The sequence below is a fragment of the Kitasatospora sp. NPDC023385 genome, from assembly GCF_055664045.1.
Window position 1 is genome coordinate 20,602 of record NZ_JBVOOL010000013.1, and the last position, 15,327, is coordinate 35,928.

Annotated in this window: 15 protein-coding genes; 4 read left to right on the forward strand and 11 right to left on the reverse strand. The window is 73.7% G+C overall.

What is annotated here, in order from left to right; all coding sequences use genetic code 11:
- The first annotated feature begins 99 nt into the window (after positions 1–99).
- Positions 100–435, forward strand: a complete 336-nt coding sequence (locus tag AC0B61_RS20935) for a hypothetical protein (protein WP_471742215.1) — start codon at positions 100–102, stop codon at positions 433–435.
- 162 nt (positions 436–597) lie between these two features.
- Here AC0B61_RS20935 and AC0B61_RS20940 read toward each other — a convergent pair whose 3' ends face one another.
- From AC0B61_RS20940 to AC0B61_RS20970, 7 genes are all read right to left on the reverse strand, one after another.
- A complete protein-coding gene (locus tag AC0B61_RS20940) occupies positions 598–1,674 on the reverse strand; it encodes an alcohol dehydrogenase catalytic domain-containing protein (protein WP_471742216.1) in 1,077 nt (358 codons plus the stop codon).
- Positions 1,620–2,507: a sugar phosphate isomerase/epimerase family protein gene (locus AC0B61_RS20945; RefSeq protein WP_471742217.1), complete on the reverse strand. Its 888-nt coding sequence runs from the start codon at positions 2,505–2,507 to the stop codon at positions 1,620–1,622. The genes AC0B61_RS20940 and AC0B61_RS20945 overlap by 55 nt, the downstream gene beginning before the upstream one ends.
- A 19-nt stretch (positions 2,508–2,526) precedes the next feature.
- Entirely contained in the window at positions 2,527–3,327 is an 801-nt protein-coding gene (locus tag AC0B61_RS20950) for an SDR family NAD(P)-dependent oxidoreductase (protein WP_471742218.1), read from the reverse strand.
- Entirely contained in the window at positions 3,324–4,469 is a 1,146-nt protein-coding gene (locus AC0B61_RS20955; RefSeq protein ID WP_471742219.1) for an alcohol dehydrogenase catalytic domain-containing protein, read from the reverse strand. Before AC0B61_RS20955 ends, AC0B61_RS20950 begins: the two co-directional genes overlap by 4 nt.
- On the reverse strand, positions 4,466–5,668 hold the full coding sequence (locus AC0B61_RS20960; RefSeq protein WP_471742220.1) for an ROK family protein: 1,203 nt from the start codon (positions 5,666–5,668) through the stop codon (positions 4,466–4,468). Before AC0B61_RS20960 ends, AC0B61_RS20955 begins: the two co-directional genes overlap by 4 nt.
- The gene (locus tag AC0B61_RS20965) at positions 5,665–6,888 is read right to left on the reverse strand and encodes a sedoheptulose 7-phosphate cyclase (RefSeq protein ID WP_471742221.1); all 1,224 of its coding nucleotides are present in this window, start codon (positions 6,886–6,888) and stop codon (positions 5,665–5,667) included. The genes AC0B61_RS20960 and AC0B61_RS20965 overlap by 4 nt, the downstream gene beginning before the upstream one ends.
- Before the next feature lie 280 nt (positions 6,889–7,168).
- Positions 7,169–7,627, reverse strand: a complete 459-nt coding sequence (locus tag AC0B61_RS20970) for a MarR family transcriptional regulator (protein ID WP_471742222.1) — start codon at positions 7,625–7,627, stop codon at positions 7,169–7,171.
- Positions 7,628–7,816: 189 nt separating this feature from the next.
- On the opposite strand from AC0B61_RS20970, the gene AC0B61_RS20975 reads away from it, so the two are divergent.
- The 3 genes from AC0B61_RS20975 (at position 7,817) to AC0B61_RS20985 (ending at position 11,537) form a co-directional block, all read left to right on the forward strand.
- The gene (locus tag AC0B61_RS20975; RefSeq protein ID WP_471742223.1) at positions 7,817–9,052 is read left to right on the forward strand and encodes an MFS transporter; all 1,236 of its coding nucleotides are present in this window, start codon (positions 7,817–7,819) and stop codon (positions 9,050–9,052) included.
- Between the two features lie 180 nt (positions 9,053–9,232).
- Entirely contained in the window at positions 9,233–10,336 is a 1,104-nt protein-coding gene (locus AC0B61_RS20980) for a transposase (protein ID WP_471742224.1), read from the forward strand.
- Positions 10,337–10,463: 127 nt separating this feature from the next.
- Positions 10,464–11,537, forward strand: coding sequence for an FAD-dependent monooxygenase (locus tag AC0B61_RS20985; protein ID WP_471742225.1), 1,074 nt, complete (start codon positions 10,464–10,466; stop codon positions 11,535–11,537).
- Positions 11,538–11,583: 46 nt separating this feature from the next.
- Here the strand turns inward: AC0B61_RS20985 and AC0B61_RS20990 are convergent, their stop codons facing one another.
- Genes AC0B61_RS20990 through AC0B61_RS21005 form a run of 4 tightly spaced genes read right to left on the reverse strand, consistent with a single transcriptional unit; the run spans position 11,584 to position 15,280 of the window.
- A complete protein-coding gene (locus tag AC0B61_RS20990; protein ID WP_471742226.1) occupies positions 11,584–12,378 on the reverse strand; it encodes a methyltransferase domain-containing protein in 795 nt (264 codons plus the stop codon).
- Positions 12,375–13,142 (reverse strand): SDR family oxidoreductase, encoded by a 768-nt coding sequence (locus AC0B61_RS20995; RefSeq protein WP_471742227.1) that lies wholly within the window; start codon positions 13,140–13,142, stop codon positions 12,375–12,377. The genes AC0B61_RS20990 and AC0B61_RS20995 overlap by 4 nt, the downstream gene beginning before the upstream one ends.
- Positions 13,130–13,993 (reverse strand): TauD/TfdA family dioxygenase, encoded by an 864-nt coding sequence (locus AC0B61_RS21000; protein WP_471742228.1) that lies wholly within the window; start codon positions 13,991–13,993, stop codon positions 13,130–13,132. Before AC0B61_RS21000 ends, AC0B61_RS20995 begins: the two co-directional genes overlap by 13 nt.
- Before the next feature lie 12 nt (positions 13,994–14,005).
- On the reverse strand, positions 14,006–15,280 hold the full coding sequence (locus AC0B61_RS21005; protein WP_471742405.1) for an aspartate aminotransferase family protein: 1,275 nt from the start codon (positions 15,278–15,280) through the stop codon (positions 14,006–14,008).
- Positions 15,281–15,327: the final 47 nt, after the last annotated feature.

Sequence of the window (15,327 nt, forward strand, 5' to 3'; positions counted from 1 at the left end):
ACCCACCGCTGAGCCCGTCCACCGCCGCGCACACCCACCGCCGCCGCCGGGGTCCTCGCGGCCGCCTCGCGCGACGCCCTCGGCCGCGGCGACGTCCGGGTGCACGATGCCACCCTGCGCCTGGACGCCGACCGGGGTTCGGTCCGGGTGGGCGGCGCGTACCTGCAGTCGGCCGGGGCCCGCCTGGAGGTGACGCTCCACCACCACCGCGCGCCGGCCCTGGAGGTCGGCGGCAGGGTGACGCTGAGGCCCGGCGCGCAGCTCGCCATCCGGCCGGCGGACGTCCGTGACCTGGGCCCGGACGTGGTGGTGCCCGTGATCGGCGGGCGCTCGCTGCAGGGCGAGTTCGACAGCGTCACGGTCGACGCCGCCGGGTACCGGGCCACGCCGCTGTACACCCACGCCGGCCTCTCGGTGCGCCTCACCCGCTGCTGACCGCACCCCGGCGGCCCCGCTCTCACGAAGACCCACTCTCACGGAGGCCCCGCTCCCCCACGCCCTCGTCCGGGTCGCCCCGGACGGGGGCGTGCGGGTGCTGCCGGTCGTGCCCCTGGCGGTCGGGCCGCAGGGTGGTGGGCAGTTGCTGCGGCGGGGTGCTCAGGCCGCCGATGCCACGTCGATGATCACCTTGCCGGGGTAGTCCTGCTGCTCCGCGGCTATGTCCATGACCTGGCGGGGGAAGTCGTCCAGGTCGATCCGCCGGGAGGTCAGCTTCTCCAGGGGGAAGGCGTCCGGGTGTTCCGCGCGCAGGCGGAAGCCCTCCTCGTAGTCCTCCCGGAGGCAGCCGTAGGCACCCGAGACGGCGAGCCGCTTCCCCCGGTACTCCACCGGCTCGATCAGTTCCCGGCGGCGGATGGTGTCGATGTCGGCCTGGCCGGCCGGGAAGCTGTCCCCCTTGCGGGTGCCGCCGTAGACGAACAGGACGGCTCCGTCGGCGGCCAAGTCGGCGGCAGTTTCGAGGAGTTCGGTGGTGGCGACGGTGGGCGCCACGATCACGAGGTCGAACCGGCCGCGGTGGTGCTCCGACTTCGCGTCCGTGAGGGGGTGGATCTCGTCGTCGGCGAGGATGCCCTGCCGCCGCGCGAAGGCGCGGCGCGGCTCGCCGCGGTTGAAGACCGAGACGGACGCGCCCAGGTGTCGGGCGTACATGGCGAAGGTCAGCCCGGCGCAGCCGGCGCCGATGATGGCCACGCGCTTTCCCTGGAGGTCGGCCAGGCCGGTGAGTTCGAGGAGTTTGCGGAGCGCGTGCACGATGCAGGCGAACGGCTCGGGCATCCAGATGTCGTCCCGGATGTCCGGTTCCGGCACCCGTACGACGGCCTGGTCCAGCTGCGCCTCGGTGCCGTGGACGAAGACGTACTCGGCGAAGCCGGTGGTACGGCTGGGGGTGATGTTGGGGTTGAGGGTGACGAGTTCGCCCTCCCGGAAGCCGGTCCGGGCGCCGGCGAAGGCGACGGTGCCGACGAGTTCGTGGCCGAAGAGCGGGCCGCGGTCCTCGGGGACGTCACGCGAGCCGAGGATCTCCTTGGCGTCGGCGCGGCAGATGCCGAGGTGGTCGGGCTTGATCAGGACGGTGTCGGCGTCGAGCGCGTCGTGTGGGAAGGGGCGGGTGCCGAGGCTCACCACGCCGTCCTGGAGCGTGGTCGTGACGTAGGTGGCCGGGAGGTTCGGCACTTCAGCTCCTCAGTGGTGCGGGTCGGGTCCGTGCGAGTCAGGCCCGTGCGGGCGCGTTCGATGTCGAGGGCGAGGCGGGTGAGGTCGCCGTCGCGGTAGTCGTTCTCCAGGACCAGCGCCTCGGGGGTGAACCCGTGCGCGGCGAGGGCGGCGAGGGCCTCCCGGACCGGGCCGTCCCCGTCGCCGAGGAGGTCCCGGGCGACGACGCCGGCGGTGCCGTCCTTGAGGTGGACCTGGGGTGCGATCGAGGGATGGTTCGCCTCGATCAGGGCCACCGCGTCGACCCCGGCCACCCGCGGGTTGTAGGTGTCCAGCAGCAGCCGGAACGGGGCCGCCGCCACCAGGTCCACCAGGGTGCGTGCGCGCCGCGGGTCCAGGTCGTTCTCGTTGGCCAGCAGCAGCCCGCGGGCCTGCGCCTCCGCCGCGGCCCAGGCCAGTACGGCGGCCGTCCGTTCCAGGGCCGGCCGGTCGGTGATGGCGCTGCGGCGGAAGCTCGGGACGAAGCCCAGCGGCGCGCCGAGGGCCACGGCGGTGTCGAGCACCCGGACCACGACGCGGCGGGCGCGCAGCGCGTCCCGGCTGCCCGTCGGGGCGTGCAGACCGATGTCGTTGAGGGTGTTGCCCGCGACGGCGAGTGGTCGCACCCCGTGGGCGGCGCAGCCGTCGAGGATCCGGGCGACGGTGCCCGGCGCGTCGAGCCAGGGCCCCCGGCCGGGGCCGCCGAGGTCGAGCTGGAGGCCCTCTACGCCCGCCCGGTGGGCCAGTTCGACGGCGTCGACGTGGTCGCCGGGCAGGCGCCAGCCGGCCAGTCCGATGAGGGGGACGGGCGTCACGATCCGGCCCCGGAGCCCGTCACGATCCTGCCCCGGATCCGGCCCCGGAGGGGATCCGGCGGCTCTGGGACACCGGCAGGCGCTCGCTCACCGGGTACCAGGCGCCCTCGCCGTCGACCACCAGGTGGGCGCCGTGCAGTCCGGCTCCGGCCGTCGCCGCCAGCTCCCGGGCCAGCGGGGCGAAGCCGGCCGGGCGCATGTAGGCGGTGTAGTCGAAGTCCTCGGGGCGTCTGCGCCGGATCCCGGGGGTGTCGACCATGCCGACCGGCAGGGCCTGGACGATGCGCAGGGCCTCGCCGCCGGGCACCTCGGCGCTCTCCTCCTGGGCGACGGAGTCGAGCAGGGCGGCGGCGGCGGCCTTGGTGGCGGCGTAGCCGGACCGGCCCGGCCCGGCGTTGTAGACCACCTCGGAGGAGATGCCGAGGAACACCCCGGGGGCGTCCGGGCGGCGCAGGGCCGGGATGGCCCAGGAGAGAGTCAGCCAGAGGCCGTTCAGGTTGACGTCGAGCTGGCGGTGCCACTCCGCCTCGGTGCACTCCCGGAAGACGGTCCGCCGGTCGCCGTAGTGGACCGCCGAGTAGCAGACCGCGTGCAGCGGCTCGGCGGTGGCGAGCGACAGGTTCTCGGCGACCCGGTCGGGGTCCGTGAGGTCGGTGGCCGCCCAGCGCAGCCGCTCGGCGCCGGGGCCGGTCGGCTGCGAGCGGCTGAGCACCGTGACGTCGAGCCCTTCCTCGGCCCAGGCGTCGGCGACGCCGCGGCCGATGCCGGTGGAGCCGCCGACCACCAGGGCGCGGCGGCGGTTGTGGGCAGGTGCGGTCACTGGGCCTCCAGGGGTGAGGGCGGCGCCGGGGCGAAGCGCACCGCGAGTTTGACGAGCCGGTTCCCGGCGACGGTCCGCCGGCGGCCGGCCGACAGGTCGGTCATGATCCGGGCGGCTTCCGGCGGCCCGACGACGTGGGTCACCAGGTCGCGGTAGGTGTCCGGATTCCGGCACAACTCGGCTGCCGCCTCGGTGAGGTGGTGGTTTCCCACGCCGCGGTGGCCGGTCAGTCGGACGTGTCGGCCGTCGACGGTGTCCGCCGCCGTGAAGGCGTACGGGACGGGATGCCCGGCGCAGTTGGCGGCCCGGACGGCGGCCAGGTCGACCCCGGGCAGCAGCGTGTCGCCGGTGCCCGGCGGGAGGCCGCCGAACAGGTCGACGGTCAGCTCGCCGCGGCCGAGGCGCAGGGCGGCGGCGAGCGCCTCCAGGGTGCCGTCGCGCGGGGTCGCGAGCAGTGCCGCGACCGGTTCCGCGCCGAGCACCGGCACGGCGTCCGCACCGACCGTCAACTCGACGCCCGGGACGGCCCGTCGGGTGCTCCACGCCAGCCCGGCCGGGGTGTGGTGGACGAGCAGGACACGCACGCCGTCGCCGAGCAGGTGCCGGGCGGCCCGGACGGCGAGCTGCCCGATCGTGCCGTCGCCGTACACCACCAGGGTGCGGGGGCGCCCCGTGGCGAGCAGGGCGAGGGCGTACCGGACGGCGGCCAGCGGCTCGATCAGGGTGCCGAGCACGGCGTCGGGCTCCTGCTCCAGCGGTACGACCAGGCCGCCCCGGACGGCGGTTGCCGGGACGAGGGTGCGTTCCTGGAACAGGCCGTCGACGGTGTGTCCGAGCAGGAAGGACGGGTCGGACCGGTGGGTCGGGTTGACCACGACGGGGGTGCCCGGGCGGCGCAGGGCGGCGGGCACTCCCGGCCCGGCGGCGACCACCCGGGCGATGCCCTCGTGGCCGATGACGGGCGCCGGGTCGTCGCGCAGCCCGCGCAGTATCTGGAGGTCCGTCCCGCACAGCCCGGCCACCTGGGTGGCCACCAGCAGTTCGCCGGCCGCGGGCTGGTGGGTGGGGCGCAGCCGCAGCCGTACGCCGCCGGGTTCGCGGACGAGCGCCCGGTGGGTGGGGATGTCCTCGGCCGTGGTCATGCCGGTACTCCGGCGCTGGCCGCGATCCCGGCGCCGGCCAGGCTGTCGGCCTCGCCGGGGCCGGTGACGGTGATCCGCTGCTCGAACCAGTCCGGGGCTCGTTCGCTGGTCAGGTAGAGGCCCTGCCGGGTGAGGTGCCCCATCAGGGCGCGCCGGTAGTGCCGGCCGAGGCCGTGGACGACGCCGCCGGTCAGCACCACCTCGTCCACTTCGGGGTCGAGGCAGAGGGCGGTGCGCAGGACGGCGGCGACGGGGGCGGTCACCGCGTCGAGCAGTTCGGCGGCGAGGTCGTCCCGCTCGTGCCGGTCATCCCGGTCATCCCGGTCAGGCCGGTCGCTCTGGGGCTCGCGGCGGTTCGGGCCATCCGTCTCATCCGTGTCATCCGCGTCACCCGAGCCGTCCAGCGCGTGGCGCAGCGCCGTCTCCAGGCCGGTGCCGCCGGCCGTCAGCCGCCCGAGCCGGGAGGCCGCCCAGCGGGCCGGTTCCCGCTGCGCGAGGGCGTCCGCCATCCGGGCGATGCCGGGGCCCGAGGCGTAGGCGGCGAGGTGGCCGGGCTGCCCGCAGTCGCAGTCCAGCTCGATCGGCTGCCCGGCGAGCTCGGTGTGGACCGGCAGATGGCCGATCTCGCCCTGCAGCCCGCAGCCGTCCACCGGGATCCGGCGCCGGCGCTGGTCGATCACCCGGCAGGCGATGCCCGAGCTGATGGTGGCCAGCAGGACCTTGCGGTGGCCGATGCGGTCGGCGGATGCCGCGGCGTGCAGCAGTGCGGCAGTGACGTCGTTGACGATGTGCCACCGGACGTCGGCCCGGCGGGCGGTCAGCGCCGCCCGCAGGTCGTACGGTTCGCTGTGTTCGCCCCACAGCGGGGCCGAGGCGTAGACGAGGCCGGAGCGGTGGTCGAGCGCGGCCCCGAAGGAGATGCCGACGACGGGGTCCGGGGTGCGGGGGACGGCCGCGCACAGCTCCCGGACCATCATGTCCTGCAGTTCGGCGACGGTGGCGGTGGGGAAGCGCTTGAAGCTGGGCGAGCGGTGCGAGGTGCGGTCCCGTAACTCCCCCCGCCGCAGCCAGGTCGCGCGGCGGACGTGGGTACCGCCGACGTCGAAGACGGTGATCTCCGCGCCCGCACCGCCACCCGTGCCGCGGGCCTCACCGCCACCCGTGCCGCGGGCCGCACCGCCGCCCGTACCGCCGGTCATACCGCTGCGCCGACGAGTTCGGTGCGTGCGCCCGCCGTCCAGGAGCCGATGAACTCCAGTGCCCGGCCGAGCTCTTCCGGGGTGAGGTCGTTGGCGAAGACGACGGAGCCGATGCCCCGGGTGAGCGGGACGCGCTGGAGGCCGTCGCGGTGCTTGACCGCGTCGGCGAGCGCCTCCTCCAGCAGTTCCTGGGTGAAGACCGGGTGGGCGATGGGCAGTTCGAAGTCCCGGAGGAGTCTCAGGGCCCGGTCGGTGTCGTGCTCGGAGAGGTGTCCGCGCAGGTGGGCGAGGGCGAGGCAGATCGCCATGTCGACGGCGACGGCCTCGCCGTGCAGCAGCGGCGGGTCGGCGCGCAGTTCCAGGGAGGGGCTGAAGGTGTGGCCGTAGTCGACGGAACGTTCCAGCACCTGTTCCCAGAGGTTGGGCTCCAGTTCGTCGAGCATGCCGGAGATCGCCCGGGACAGCACCTCGCTGACCGCGGAGCCGCAGCCGGCCAGGGTGTCCGGGGTGATGGCGCCCACCGTCGCCTCCAGGAGGTCGAACAGGACCGCGTCCTTGACCAGCGCCATCTTGATGATCTCGGCGATGCCGTTGGCGACGTGCCGGGGGTCGATGGTGCGCAGGAAGTACGGGTCGATCAGGGCGAGTTCCGGCGCGAAGTAGGCGCCCAGGCGGTTCTTGTGGTGGCCGTGGTTGATGCCGGTCTTCACGCCGATGCCGGCGTCGATCTGGCCGACCAGCGTGGTGGGGACGCGGACGTAGGGCACGCCGCGGCGGTACATGCTCACCGCGAAGCCGACGATGTCCAGGACCACGCCGCCACCGACGGCGACGACCTTCTCGGCGCGGCGCAGGATGCCCATCCGGGACATCGCCTCGGTGACGTGGACGGCCTGCTCCAGGGACTTCGCGTCCTCGTCGCCCTGGACCACCTGCCAGGTCGGCTCGATCCGCCAGTGGTCGAAGTACGCGGCGAAGCGCTCGCGGTAGAGCGTGTCGACGACGGAGTCGATGGCCAGAAGGCAGCGGGTGGGGCGGCCCTGGCCGCCGCCGCAGGCGCGGGCGAGGGTGGGGTTGCCGGGGTCCAGCAGTCCGCGCACCATGCTGACGCTGTAGGCGACGGGCTGTTCGGCCCGGACGTTCCAGTGCAGCCCGGGCGGCTTGGGGAGATCGGCGACCGGGTTCAGACCGGCAGGCCGGGGAAGTGCGGTTCCAGACATGACGAAACCTCCGTGAGCGGAACTCGAGCGGGGGAGTGGGCGGTGAGAGCGAGTCGACCTGCCCGCCTGTCGGCTTCGAACGCTAGTGCTTCATACGCATACATCGCAATGTGACAGCAGTCACAATAGATGTATTCAAATGCATATTTCTAGTCCGTTACCTGACGCGTCCGCCACGTTGCGGCAACGTGAACCGATGCGAACCGATGCGAACCGGCGTGAAGCAGCCCCGGTCGCGGCGGGAGCCTGCAACCGGGGCCATCGGGGAAGAGTGGGGCGCTCAGTCCATCGGAACGGCGGGCGCGTACCGCAGCCTGGCGACCAGCGAGGCGGTGGAATCGGTCAGGGCGGCGGTGTCCAGCGCCTCGGCCAGGGCCTTGCGCAGCGTCTGCTGCGCCACCTCGGCCAGCTGCCGGCCGGCGCCGGTGACCTGGACGTCCACCCCGCGCTTGTCGTCCACCGCACTGCGCCGGACGACCCACTCGGCGTCCTCCAGGCGGGCCACCATCCGGCTGACGGCGGGCTGGTTGGCGCCGATCGCCTTGACCAGGTCCGACATCCGCAGCGTGCCGTCCCGCCGCTCGGTCAGGGAGAGCAGGAGCAGCAGCTCGTTCATGGAGACCCCGTGACTGCGGGCCAGCCGCCTGCCCGCGGTCGCGTTGACCTGCTCCATCAGTCGGGTGAGCTGGCGCCAGATGGCGATCTCGTCCCGCCCGCTCCCCGGTCCCCATGTCTCCATTGACGCGGCCCCTCACTGAGTCCTTCGAACGTTCCGCTTGCCCGTCCACCACTGTTGCCCAGCGTAACTCTTTGCGGCAGTTGACCACCCCGGCGTGTTCGTCCATTATCTACATGCACTTGAATACATCTTCATCGAACGTCATCGACCTTCATCGAACCTGGCTCCCTACGAAAGGCTTGGGTCGCCATGCCACTGCCCCTTCTGGCCCTGATGCTCGGGGTGTTCTGCGTGGGCACCGCCGAGGTCGTCATCGCGGGGATCCTGCCCGAGATGTCCACCGACCTGGGCGTGTCCATCCCGACGGCCGGCCTGCTGGTCACCGGCTACGCGCTGGGGGTGACCGTCGGGGGGCCGATCATCACCCTGCTGACCACCAAGTGGTCCCGCAAGGGACTGCTGCTCACCCTGATGGGCGTCTTCATCCTCGGCAACGTCATCGCCGTACTCGCCCCGAACTACCCGACCCTGATGGGCGCGCGCATCTTCACCTCGCTCAGCCACGGCACCTTCGCCGCGGTCGCCTGGCACGTCGCCGCGCTCATGTCCCCGCCGGACAAGCAGGCCACCGCCATGGCCAAGATCGCGCTCGGCTTCAACTTCGCCAACGTGCTCGGCTCCCCCATCGGCACCTTCATCGGGCAGCACTTCGGCTGGCGCGCCACCTTCGGCTACGTCACGGTCTTCGCCGTGCTGTGCCTGCTCCTCATCGTCAGGTTCGTGCCGAGCGCGCTGTCCACCGAGAGCGACGAGGGCGGGGAGGGGAGCCTCTCGCTGCGCGAACAGATGAAGGTGTTCCGCAAGCCGAGCCTCCAACTCTCCATGCTGATCACCGTGCTGGCCCAGGGGGCGGTCTTCACCACCTCCACCTACCTGGCGCCACTGCTGCGCGACATCGGCCACTTCGCGCCCGCCATGGTCGGCATCCTGCTCATCGTGTTCGGCATCGGCTCGGTCCTGGGCAACATCCTGGGCGGCCGGGCCGCCGACGCCAACGTGATGCGCGGAGTACTGCGCGCCCAGAGCGCCCTGCTGGTCGCCCTGCTGGTGTTCTGGCTCGCCGCGCCCCACCAGGTCCCCGCCGTGGTCGCGCTGTTCCTGTTCGGCGCCGCCGGCTTCTCCATCATCCCGGCGCTCCAGGCCCGGATCCTCGCGGTGGCCGCCGCCGCTCCCGCCCTCGCCCTGTCGGCCAACGTCTCCGCGTTCAACCTGGGCAACGGGCTCGGCGCCTGGCTCGGCGGGGCGACCATCGACCTCGGCTACGACGTCCGGGCCGTCACCCTGACCGCCGCCCTCGCCACCGCGATCGCCCTGGCCCTCTCGGTGGCGATGTGGGCCCGCGGCCGTCGCGAGGCGCCGGAGCCCGTACCCGCGGCGCTCGACGACGCGGGCATCGCCGACGCCGCGCTCGTCCGGAAGCCGTAGCCCCGGCGCGCCACTCACGCCAGTCGCACCGCTCATGTCGCCCACCGGCCTGTCAGCCTGCCGGTGGGCGACGCGGCCGTTGCACCCGGCAGGCCGTCAAGTTCCCCTGTGCCCGTCCCCTTGGTTACCGTACAGATGGTTTTCGGCCACGCCGAGCGGAGCGGAAATAGGCTTGGCGACGTGACCGTTGTCGTTGGTGTGGATACGACCTTCATCCGGCCGTCCGCCGGGCCCCTCCCCCGCGGGTCGGCCGGCCCGACCGGCCGCACCGTCCTGGACGAGCTGTCCGAGGTGCTCTTCGCCCCGCTGCCGCGCAGCGACCAACGGGCCAAGGGCGCCCTGTACCTGCGCGGGCTGATCGCGGCCCAGGGCCGCAAGTCGATCCGGAACATCGCCGCGCACGTCGGCGGCCCCGAGCTCGCGCAGAGCCTGCACCACTTCATCGCCTCCTCCACCTGGGACTGGGAGCCGGTCAGCCGGGCGCTGCAGCGCCACGCCGACACCGAACTGCGGTTCACCGCCTGGGTGGTGCAGGCGCGGCCGGTCCCCCGGAAGGGCCGGCAGGCGATCGGCACGTGGGGGGTGGCCGGCGAGATCACCGTGCCCGTCAAGTGGAACCTGCTGCCGCCCGGGGCGGACCCGGCCGGGTGCGTCGCCGCGGCTGCCGGGGTGTGCGATCCGAGCGCGATCGGGCCCCGCCCGGCGGTGCTGGACCTCCCGGGGGTGGACCTGCGGCCGGTCTTCGACCACTACGCCCGGGCGGGCGCGCCGGTGCTGTCCGCCGTGCCCGCCGGCCTGCCGGTGCTGGACCGGGGAGCGGGGCGGGGCGGCCGCTCGCTGCCCGCCGCCCGGGTGCTGCAGCTCCACCGGATGCTCCGGCGGCCGGTGGAGTGGACGGACCCGGCGACGGGCGCGGTGCGCCGGAGCCTGGTGGGCGGCGTCCGGGTGGAGTGGGCCGGGCATCCGCTGCTGCTGTTGGGGCAGTGGGACGGCGCGCAGGAGCGGCCGGTCCGGTGCTGGCTGACCAATCTGACGGCGACTCCCCTGGGGGTCCTGCTTCGCCTCGCAGAGCTGCCGCAGCGGGTCGACCGGGACTTCGCCGGTTCCGCCTCGCACGTCGGGGCCCTCGACGACTACGAGGGGCGCGGCTCCGACGGCTGGCACAGGCACATGACCCTGGCGGCGGCCGCGCACGTGGCCCAGGTGGTCGCCGCCGCGCGGGCCCGGGTCCGTCCGTGGACCCACTGCATGGTGTCCATGGAGCGGATGGGACGTTCGTTCTGAACGGCGCGAAACGGACACGGCGCCGGTCAAACATCCAACTTCTTCCTGTGTCACCTCCACGGGAGGTTCTGACACAGGCAACACGACCGCATCGCCCGTTCCGTCCCTCGGCAGCCATCATCGGACCATGCGAATTCTGGTTGCCGGCGGTGGTGTCAGCGGTCTGGCCACAGCGGTCGCGCTGGGGTCGAGAGGCCACCACGTCCTCGTCCTGGAACAACGGCCGGCGCTCACCGAGGGCGGCACGGGGATCCGCCTGGCGCCGCAGGACTTCCGGCTCCTGGACCGACTCGGCATCGGCGACGCCGTCCGCGAACGGTCGTTGCCGATCGACGAGTTCCGCACCATGGACGGCTCCACCGGGGAACTGCTCAGCTCGGTCCCCCTGCCCGCTCGGCACGGCGGCGGCCACCCGGCGCACGCGACGGCTCACACGGCGGCGCACGCGACGGCCCACCGCCTGGATGTGTACGACCCGCTGCTCGAAGCCTGCTGGGAACTGGACGCCGTCCAACTGTGCCCGGACAGCCGGGTGGTCGAGTACACCGAGCACGGCGAGTCCGTGGTGGCCGCCCTCGCCGACGGCCGCAGCATCACCGGTGACGCCCTGATCCTCACCGGCGCCGCCCGCTCGACCGTCCGCCACGACGCCCGGTGGGCCGGCGCCCCGCAGCAGCGGCACGCGGTCTACCACACCGTCATCCCGATGGAGCTGGTCGCGGGCCGCTGGCAGGACGGCGCGGCCACCTGCTGGGTGGGTGCCGCATGGCACGTGGCGCACTACCCGTTGCCCGACTCCCGGTACCTCAGCCTCTCCGCCACCCGCCACCACCACACCGGCCGGGACCTCGACGGCGCCCGGGTCGACCTGGAGCACGTCCTCGCGGCCTTCCCGGAGATCGGGTACGCCGCCCGGAACGTGCTGACGATGGGCCGGAACTGGCGGGCCTGGACGGCACCTGACCGGACCGCCGGACCGGGCGGGGCACACGGCAGGGTCGCCCTGGTCGGCGAGAGCACCGAACCGGCCGACCCGCTGGAGGCCTCGGGCCTGCACCACGCACTGCAGGACGCCCTCGGGCTGGGCACCTCCTGGGACACCGCGGAGGGCGACGCGCTCCGGTGGCTCACCGACTACGCGGCCCGCCGCACCGGGCGGACGCCGGACGTCCCCGCGGGCTGCGGCTCCGCGCGCCGCTAGGGCCCGCAGCACCTGACCGGTCGCCCCGCCGAGTCGTGCCGGTCGGTCAGGACTTCGGCGCGGCGGCCTCCTGGTGCCGCCACCGCACCGGGTCCTCCGCCGCGACCCGCTGCGCCCCCGCCGCCGTCACCGGCCCCCGCACCGGCGCGCCCACCGGCGCCGGAGCCCGGTACTCCGCGCAGGACAGCACCAGCATCTCGTTGTCGCCCGGCTGGAACTCGTAGGCCACCCGCTCCACCCGGCTCGGGATCCCGCAGCCCGCCAGCCCCCGCCGCAGTGCCTCCAGCCCGTCGTAGCGGACTCCCGTGTCGTACACCATCAGCGGGAAGACCCGGACTTGCCGACGCGCCACCCGCGCCAGCTCCAGCAGCGCCGCCCGGTGGAAGGCCTCGTCCAGCCGGTTGCCGTACGAGAACAGCAGGTGCGAGCTGAGCACCAGGTCGAACGAGTCGTCCGCGAAAGGGAGTTCGGGCAGCGAGCCGGCGACGTAGCGGTCCGGGCGGGCCGCGATGTCCTTCCGGAAGGTCCGGGCGTTCGCGATCCACCGGTCGATCATGTCGTCGGCGTCGGTGTACCACGACCAGGGGTAGTCCGCCGTCTCCTTCGCCAACAGCTCCCGCTTGAACGCGGTCTCCCGTTCGACGAGCAGGCCCAACTCCTCGCGGTGGTCGGCGTACTGGCGGTCGACCGCGACGGCGTCGATGCCCCGCCGGCCGGCTTCGGCGACGAAGCTCGCCGCGCCGCCCGGGCAGTCCAGGATCCGCTGCTCCAGGTCGCCTTCGGTGAGTGCGAACATCGCGCGGTACTCCTCGAAGGAACGTGCGCTGACCAGCACAGTCATCCCCTTCCGACGAACGGCATGGTGGTCGGCAGGACCACCAGCGACTGGATGTTGGTGTCCGGCGGCTGCGCGGCCATCAGCACCAGGGCCTCGGTGAAGCGCTCCACCGGGATGGTCGCCTCGACGGCCATCGTCCCGTCGGCCTGCATCGCGGCCGGCTGCGGTCCGCCGTCGACGGGGGTGACGTTGCCGACGTCGATCTGCCCGCAGGAGATGCCGTGCGGGCGGCCGTCCAGTGCGAGCACCTTGGTGAGCCCGAGCACGGCGTGCTTGGCGGCCGTGTAGGCGATGGAGTTGGGGCGCGGCGCGTAGGCGGACGGCGCGCCGTTGTTGATGATCCGGCCGCCCTTGGGGGTCTGGGTGCTCATCATCCGGAAGGCCTCGCGGGCGCAGAGGAAGCCGCCGGTGACGATGGTGTCGAGCACCCGGTTCCAGTCCTCGAACGGGGTCTCGGTGATCGGCCGGCGCGGGGCGGCGGCGCCCGCGTTGTTGAACAGGAGGTCCAGCCGCGCGTACTGGTCGCGGACGGTGTCGAAGAGCCGGGCGACCTCCTCCGGGCTGCGGATGTCGGTGGGGACGGCGAGCAGCCGGGAGGCGGCCGGGCCGGCGAGGGCGGCGGTCCCTTCCAGCGCGTCCTTGCGCCGCCCGGCCACGACGACGGTCCAGCCGGCCTCCAGCAGGGCCAGCGCGGAGGCCCGGCCGATCCCGCTGCCCCCGCCGGTGACGATTGCGACCCGCCCGTTCGGTGCGTTCACCGCGCCCATTCCTGCCCCTCGTTGACCCAGATCCGCAGCATCCGCCGGGCGTACCGGCCGGGTTCGTCGACGTACGGCGAACGGCCGTGCAGGACGCGGCTGTTGCGGATGATCAGCAGGTCACCGGCGGCCATCGGCAGTCCGAAGGCGATTTCCGGCCGGTACAGCACCTCGTCCAGCACGCCCAGCGCCTCCCATTGACGGTCCGTCAGTTCTGGCCCGCCCCGGTCCGGGGAGGACCGGACGGTGCGGGTCTGGTAGTAGCAGCCGACCGTCCCCTCCTTCTGGTGGTAGAGGATCGGGGTGACCACGACCTGTGGGCCGGCCCGGCCGGCCCGGTCGAAGGTCCAGTCCTCGCAGAGGGTGGCCAGGGCGTCCGGCCGCTCCCGCTCGATCAGATCGTGGACGTGCCGCGCACTCGCCAGCTTGGTCAGTCCGCCGCCGTCGAAGGCCGGCCGCAGGCAGAGCAGGACCAGCAGGTCGCAGGTGTCGCAGTGGAAGCCGAGTTCGGTGTTGCCGTCGCCGTCCTGGTCGCGCAGCACCGAGGTGAGGTCGCCGCGCCCGTTCTGCGGCACGATCCGGCCGTAGTCCCGCAGCAGGAAGGAGAGCACCTCGGTGATCTGCTCCTCCGGGTACTCCGTGTCGACCAGGCCGCCGATGTGGGTGATGCCGACCGAGGCCACCGCGTCCCGGACGAAGGCCCGCAGCTCGGCTCGCACCGGTTCGGCCGCGCCCCACCGCCCGGCCCGCGCGTCGGCCCAGAGCAGCCGCCGCTCCGCCTCCCCCAACGGGAGCGACCACATCTCCCGCCGGGCCTCCAACTCCAGGCTGCTCCAGCCGATTTCCTTCACCGCGTCCATGGGTTCTCCTCCCTACCGGCTTCCGGCCGCGACGGCCTTGGCCCAGAGCTCCAGTGCCTCGTCGACCTGCCCTGCCGTGACCACCAGCGCGGGGATCATCCGCACCACGTTGAGGTGGATCCCGCAGAGCAACAGCAGCAGCCCGTGCTCGGCCGCCGCCTGCTGGGCGCGCCTGGCGGCCTCCGGGTCCGGCGAGCCGTCCGGGCGGCAGAACTCGGCGGCCGCCATCAGTCCCACGCCCCGGACGTCGGCGATCCCGGGCACCTCGGCGGCGACCGCCCGCAGCCCGGCCAGCAGCCGTCCACCCTGCTCGGCCGCGTTCTCGACCAGCCGCTCGTCGCGCAGCACGTCCAGGGTGGCCAGGGCGGCGGCGCAGGCCACCGGGTTGCCGCCGTACGTGCCGCCCTGCGAGCCGGGCCAGGCGCGCCCCATCAGCTCGGCGGGCGCGGCGATCGCGGACAGCGGGAAGCCGCTGGCCAGGCCCTTGGCGGTGATCAGCACATCGGGGCGGAAACCGGCCCCGCCCGGCCGGGCGTCCTCGTGCTCGTGGGCCCAGAACCGGCCGGTGCGGCCGAAGCCGGTCTGCACCTCGTCCACCACCAGCAGGATGCCGTGCCGGTCGGCGCGCTCGCGCAACCCGGCCAGGAAACCGGGCGGGGCGGGGACGTAACCGCCCTCGCCGAGCACCGGCTCGACGAACATCGCCGCCGTCTCGGCGGGCGCGGAGGCGGTGGCCAGCACCTCGTCCAGGCCGCGCAGCGCGTGCTCGACCGCCTCCTCCTCGGACAGCCCGAGCCGGAACGCGGCCGGGAACGGCGCCACCGCCACCCCCGGCATCAGCGGGCCGATGCCCGCCCGGAACCGGGTGCCGGCCGTGGTGAGCGAGGCCGCGCCCATCGTGCGGCCGTGGAACGAGCCCTCGAAGACGATCACGTTCTGCCGTCCGGTGGCGTGCCGGACGAGCCGCAGCGCCGCCTCCACCGCCTCGGTGCCCGCGGTGGCGTAGAACAGCGAGTCCAGGCCGGGCGGCAGCACCTCGCCGAGCCGGTCGGTGAGGGTGAGCAACTGGTCGTGCAGCACGGTGGTGTACTGGCCGTGGATCAGCCGGCCGGCCTGCTCGCGGACCGCCTCGACCACCCGGGGGTGACAGTGGCCGGTGCTGGTCACCCCCACGCCGGAGGTGAAGTCGAGGTACCGGCGGCCGTCGGCGTCGTAGAGGTGGAGGCCCTCGCCGCGCACGGCGACGACCGGGGTGGCCTGCTTGAGCACCGGGGAGAGCTGGGACACGGAGCCTGCCTGCACGGTGGAGCCTGCCTTCACGGTGGGTTCTGCCT

What these genes read in the sequence shown, in the direction of transcription:
- AC0B61_RS20960 (WP_471742220.1), bottom strand. Translation starts at nt 5,668, where the DNA reads ATGACCGGCGGTACGGGCGGCGGTGCGGCCCGCGGCACGGGTGGCGGT.
- AC0B61_RS20955 (WP_471742219.1), bottom strand. Translation starts at nt 4,469, where the DNA reads ATGACCACGGCCGAGGACATCCCCACCCACCGGGCGCTCGTCCGCGAA.
- AC0B61_RS20995 (WP_471742227.1), bottom strand. Translation starts at nt 13,142, where the DNA reads ATGGGCGCGGTGAACGCACCGAACGGGCGGGTCGCAATCGTCACCGGC.
- AC0B61_RS20990 (WP_471742226.1), bottom strand. Translation starts at nt 12,378, where the DNA reads ATGACTGTGCTGGTCAGCGCACGTTCCTTCGAGGAGTACCGCGCGATG.
- AC0B61_RS20970 (WP_471742222.1), bottom strand. Translation starts at nt 7,627, where the DNA reads ATGGAGACATGGGGACCGGGGAGCGGGCGGGACGAGATCGCCATCTGG.
- AC0B61_RS20985 (WP_471742225.1), top strand. Translation starts at nt 10,464, where the DNA reads ATGCGAATTCTGGTTGCCGGCGGTGGTGTCAGCGGTCTGGCCACAGCG.
- AC0B61_RS20975 (WP_471742223.1), top strand. Translation starts at nt 7,817, where the DNA reads ATGCCACTGCCCCTTCTGGCCCTGATGCTCGGGGTGTTCTGCGTGGGC.
- AC0B61_RS21000 (WP_471742228.1), bottom strand. Translation starts at nt 13,993, where the DNA reads ATGGACGCGGTGAAGGAAATCGGCTGGAGCAGCCTGGAGTTGGAGGCC.
- AC0B61_RS20965 (WP_471742221.1), bottom strand. Translation starts at nt 6,888, where the DNA reads ATGTCTGGAACCGCACTTCCCCGGCCTGCCGGTCTGAACCCGGTCGCC.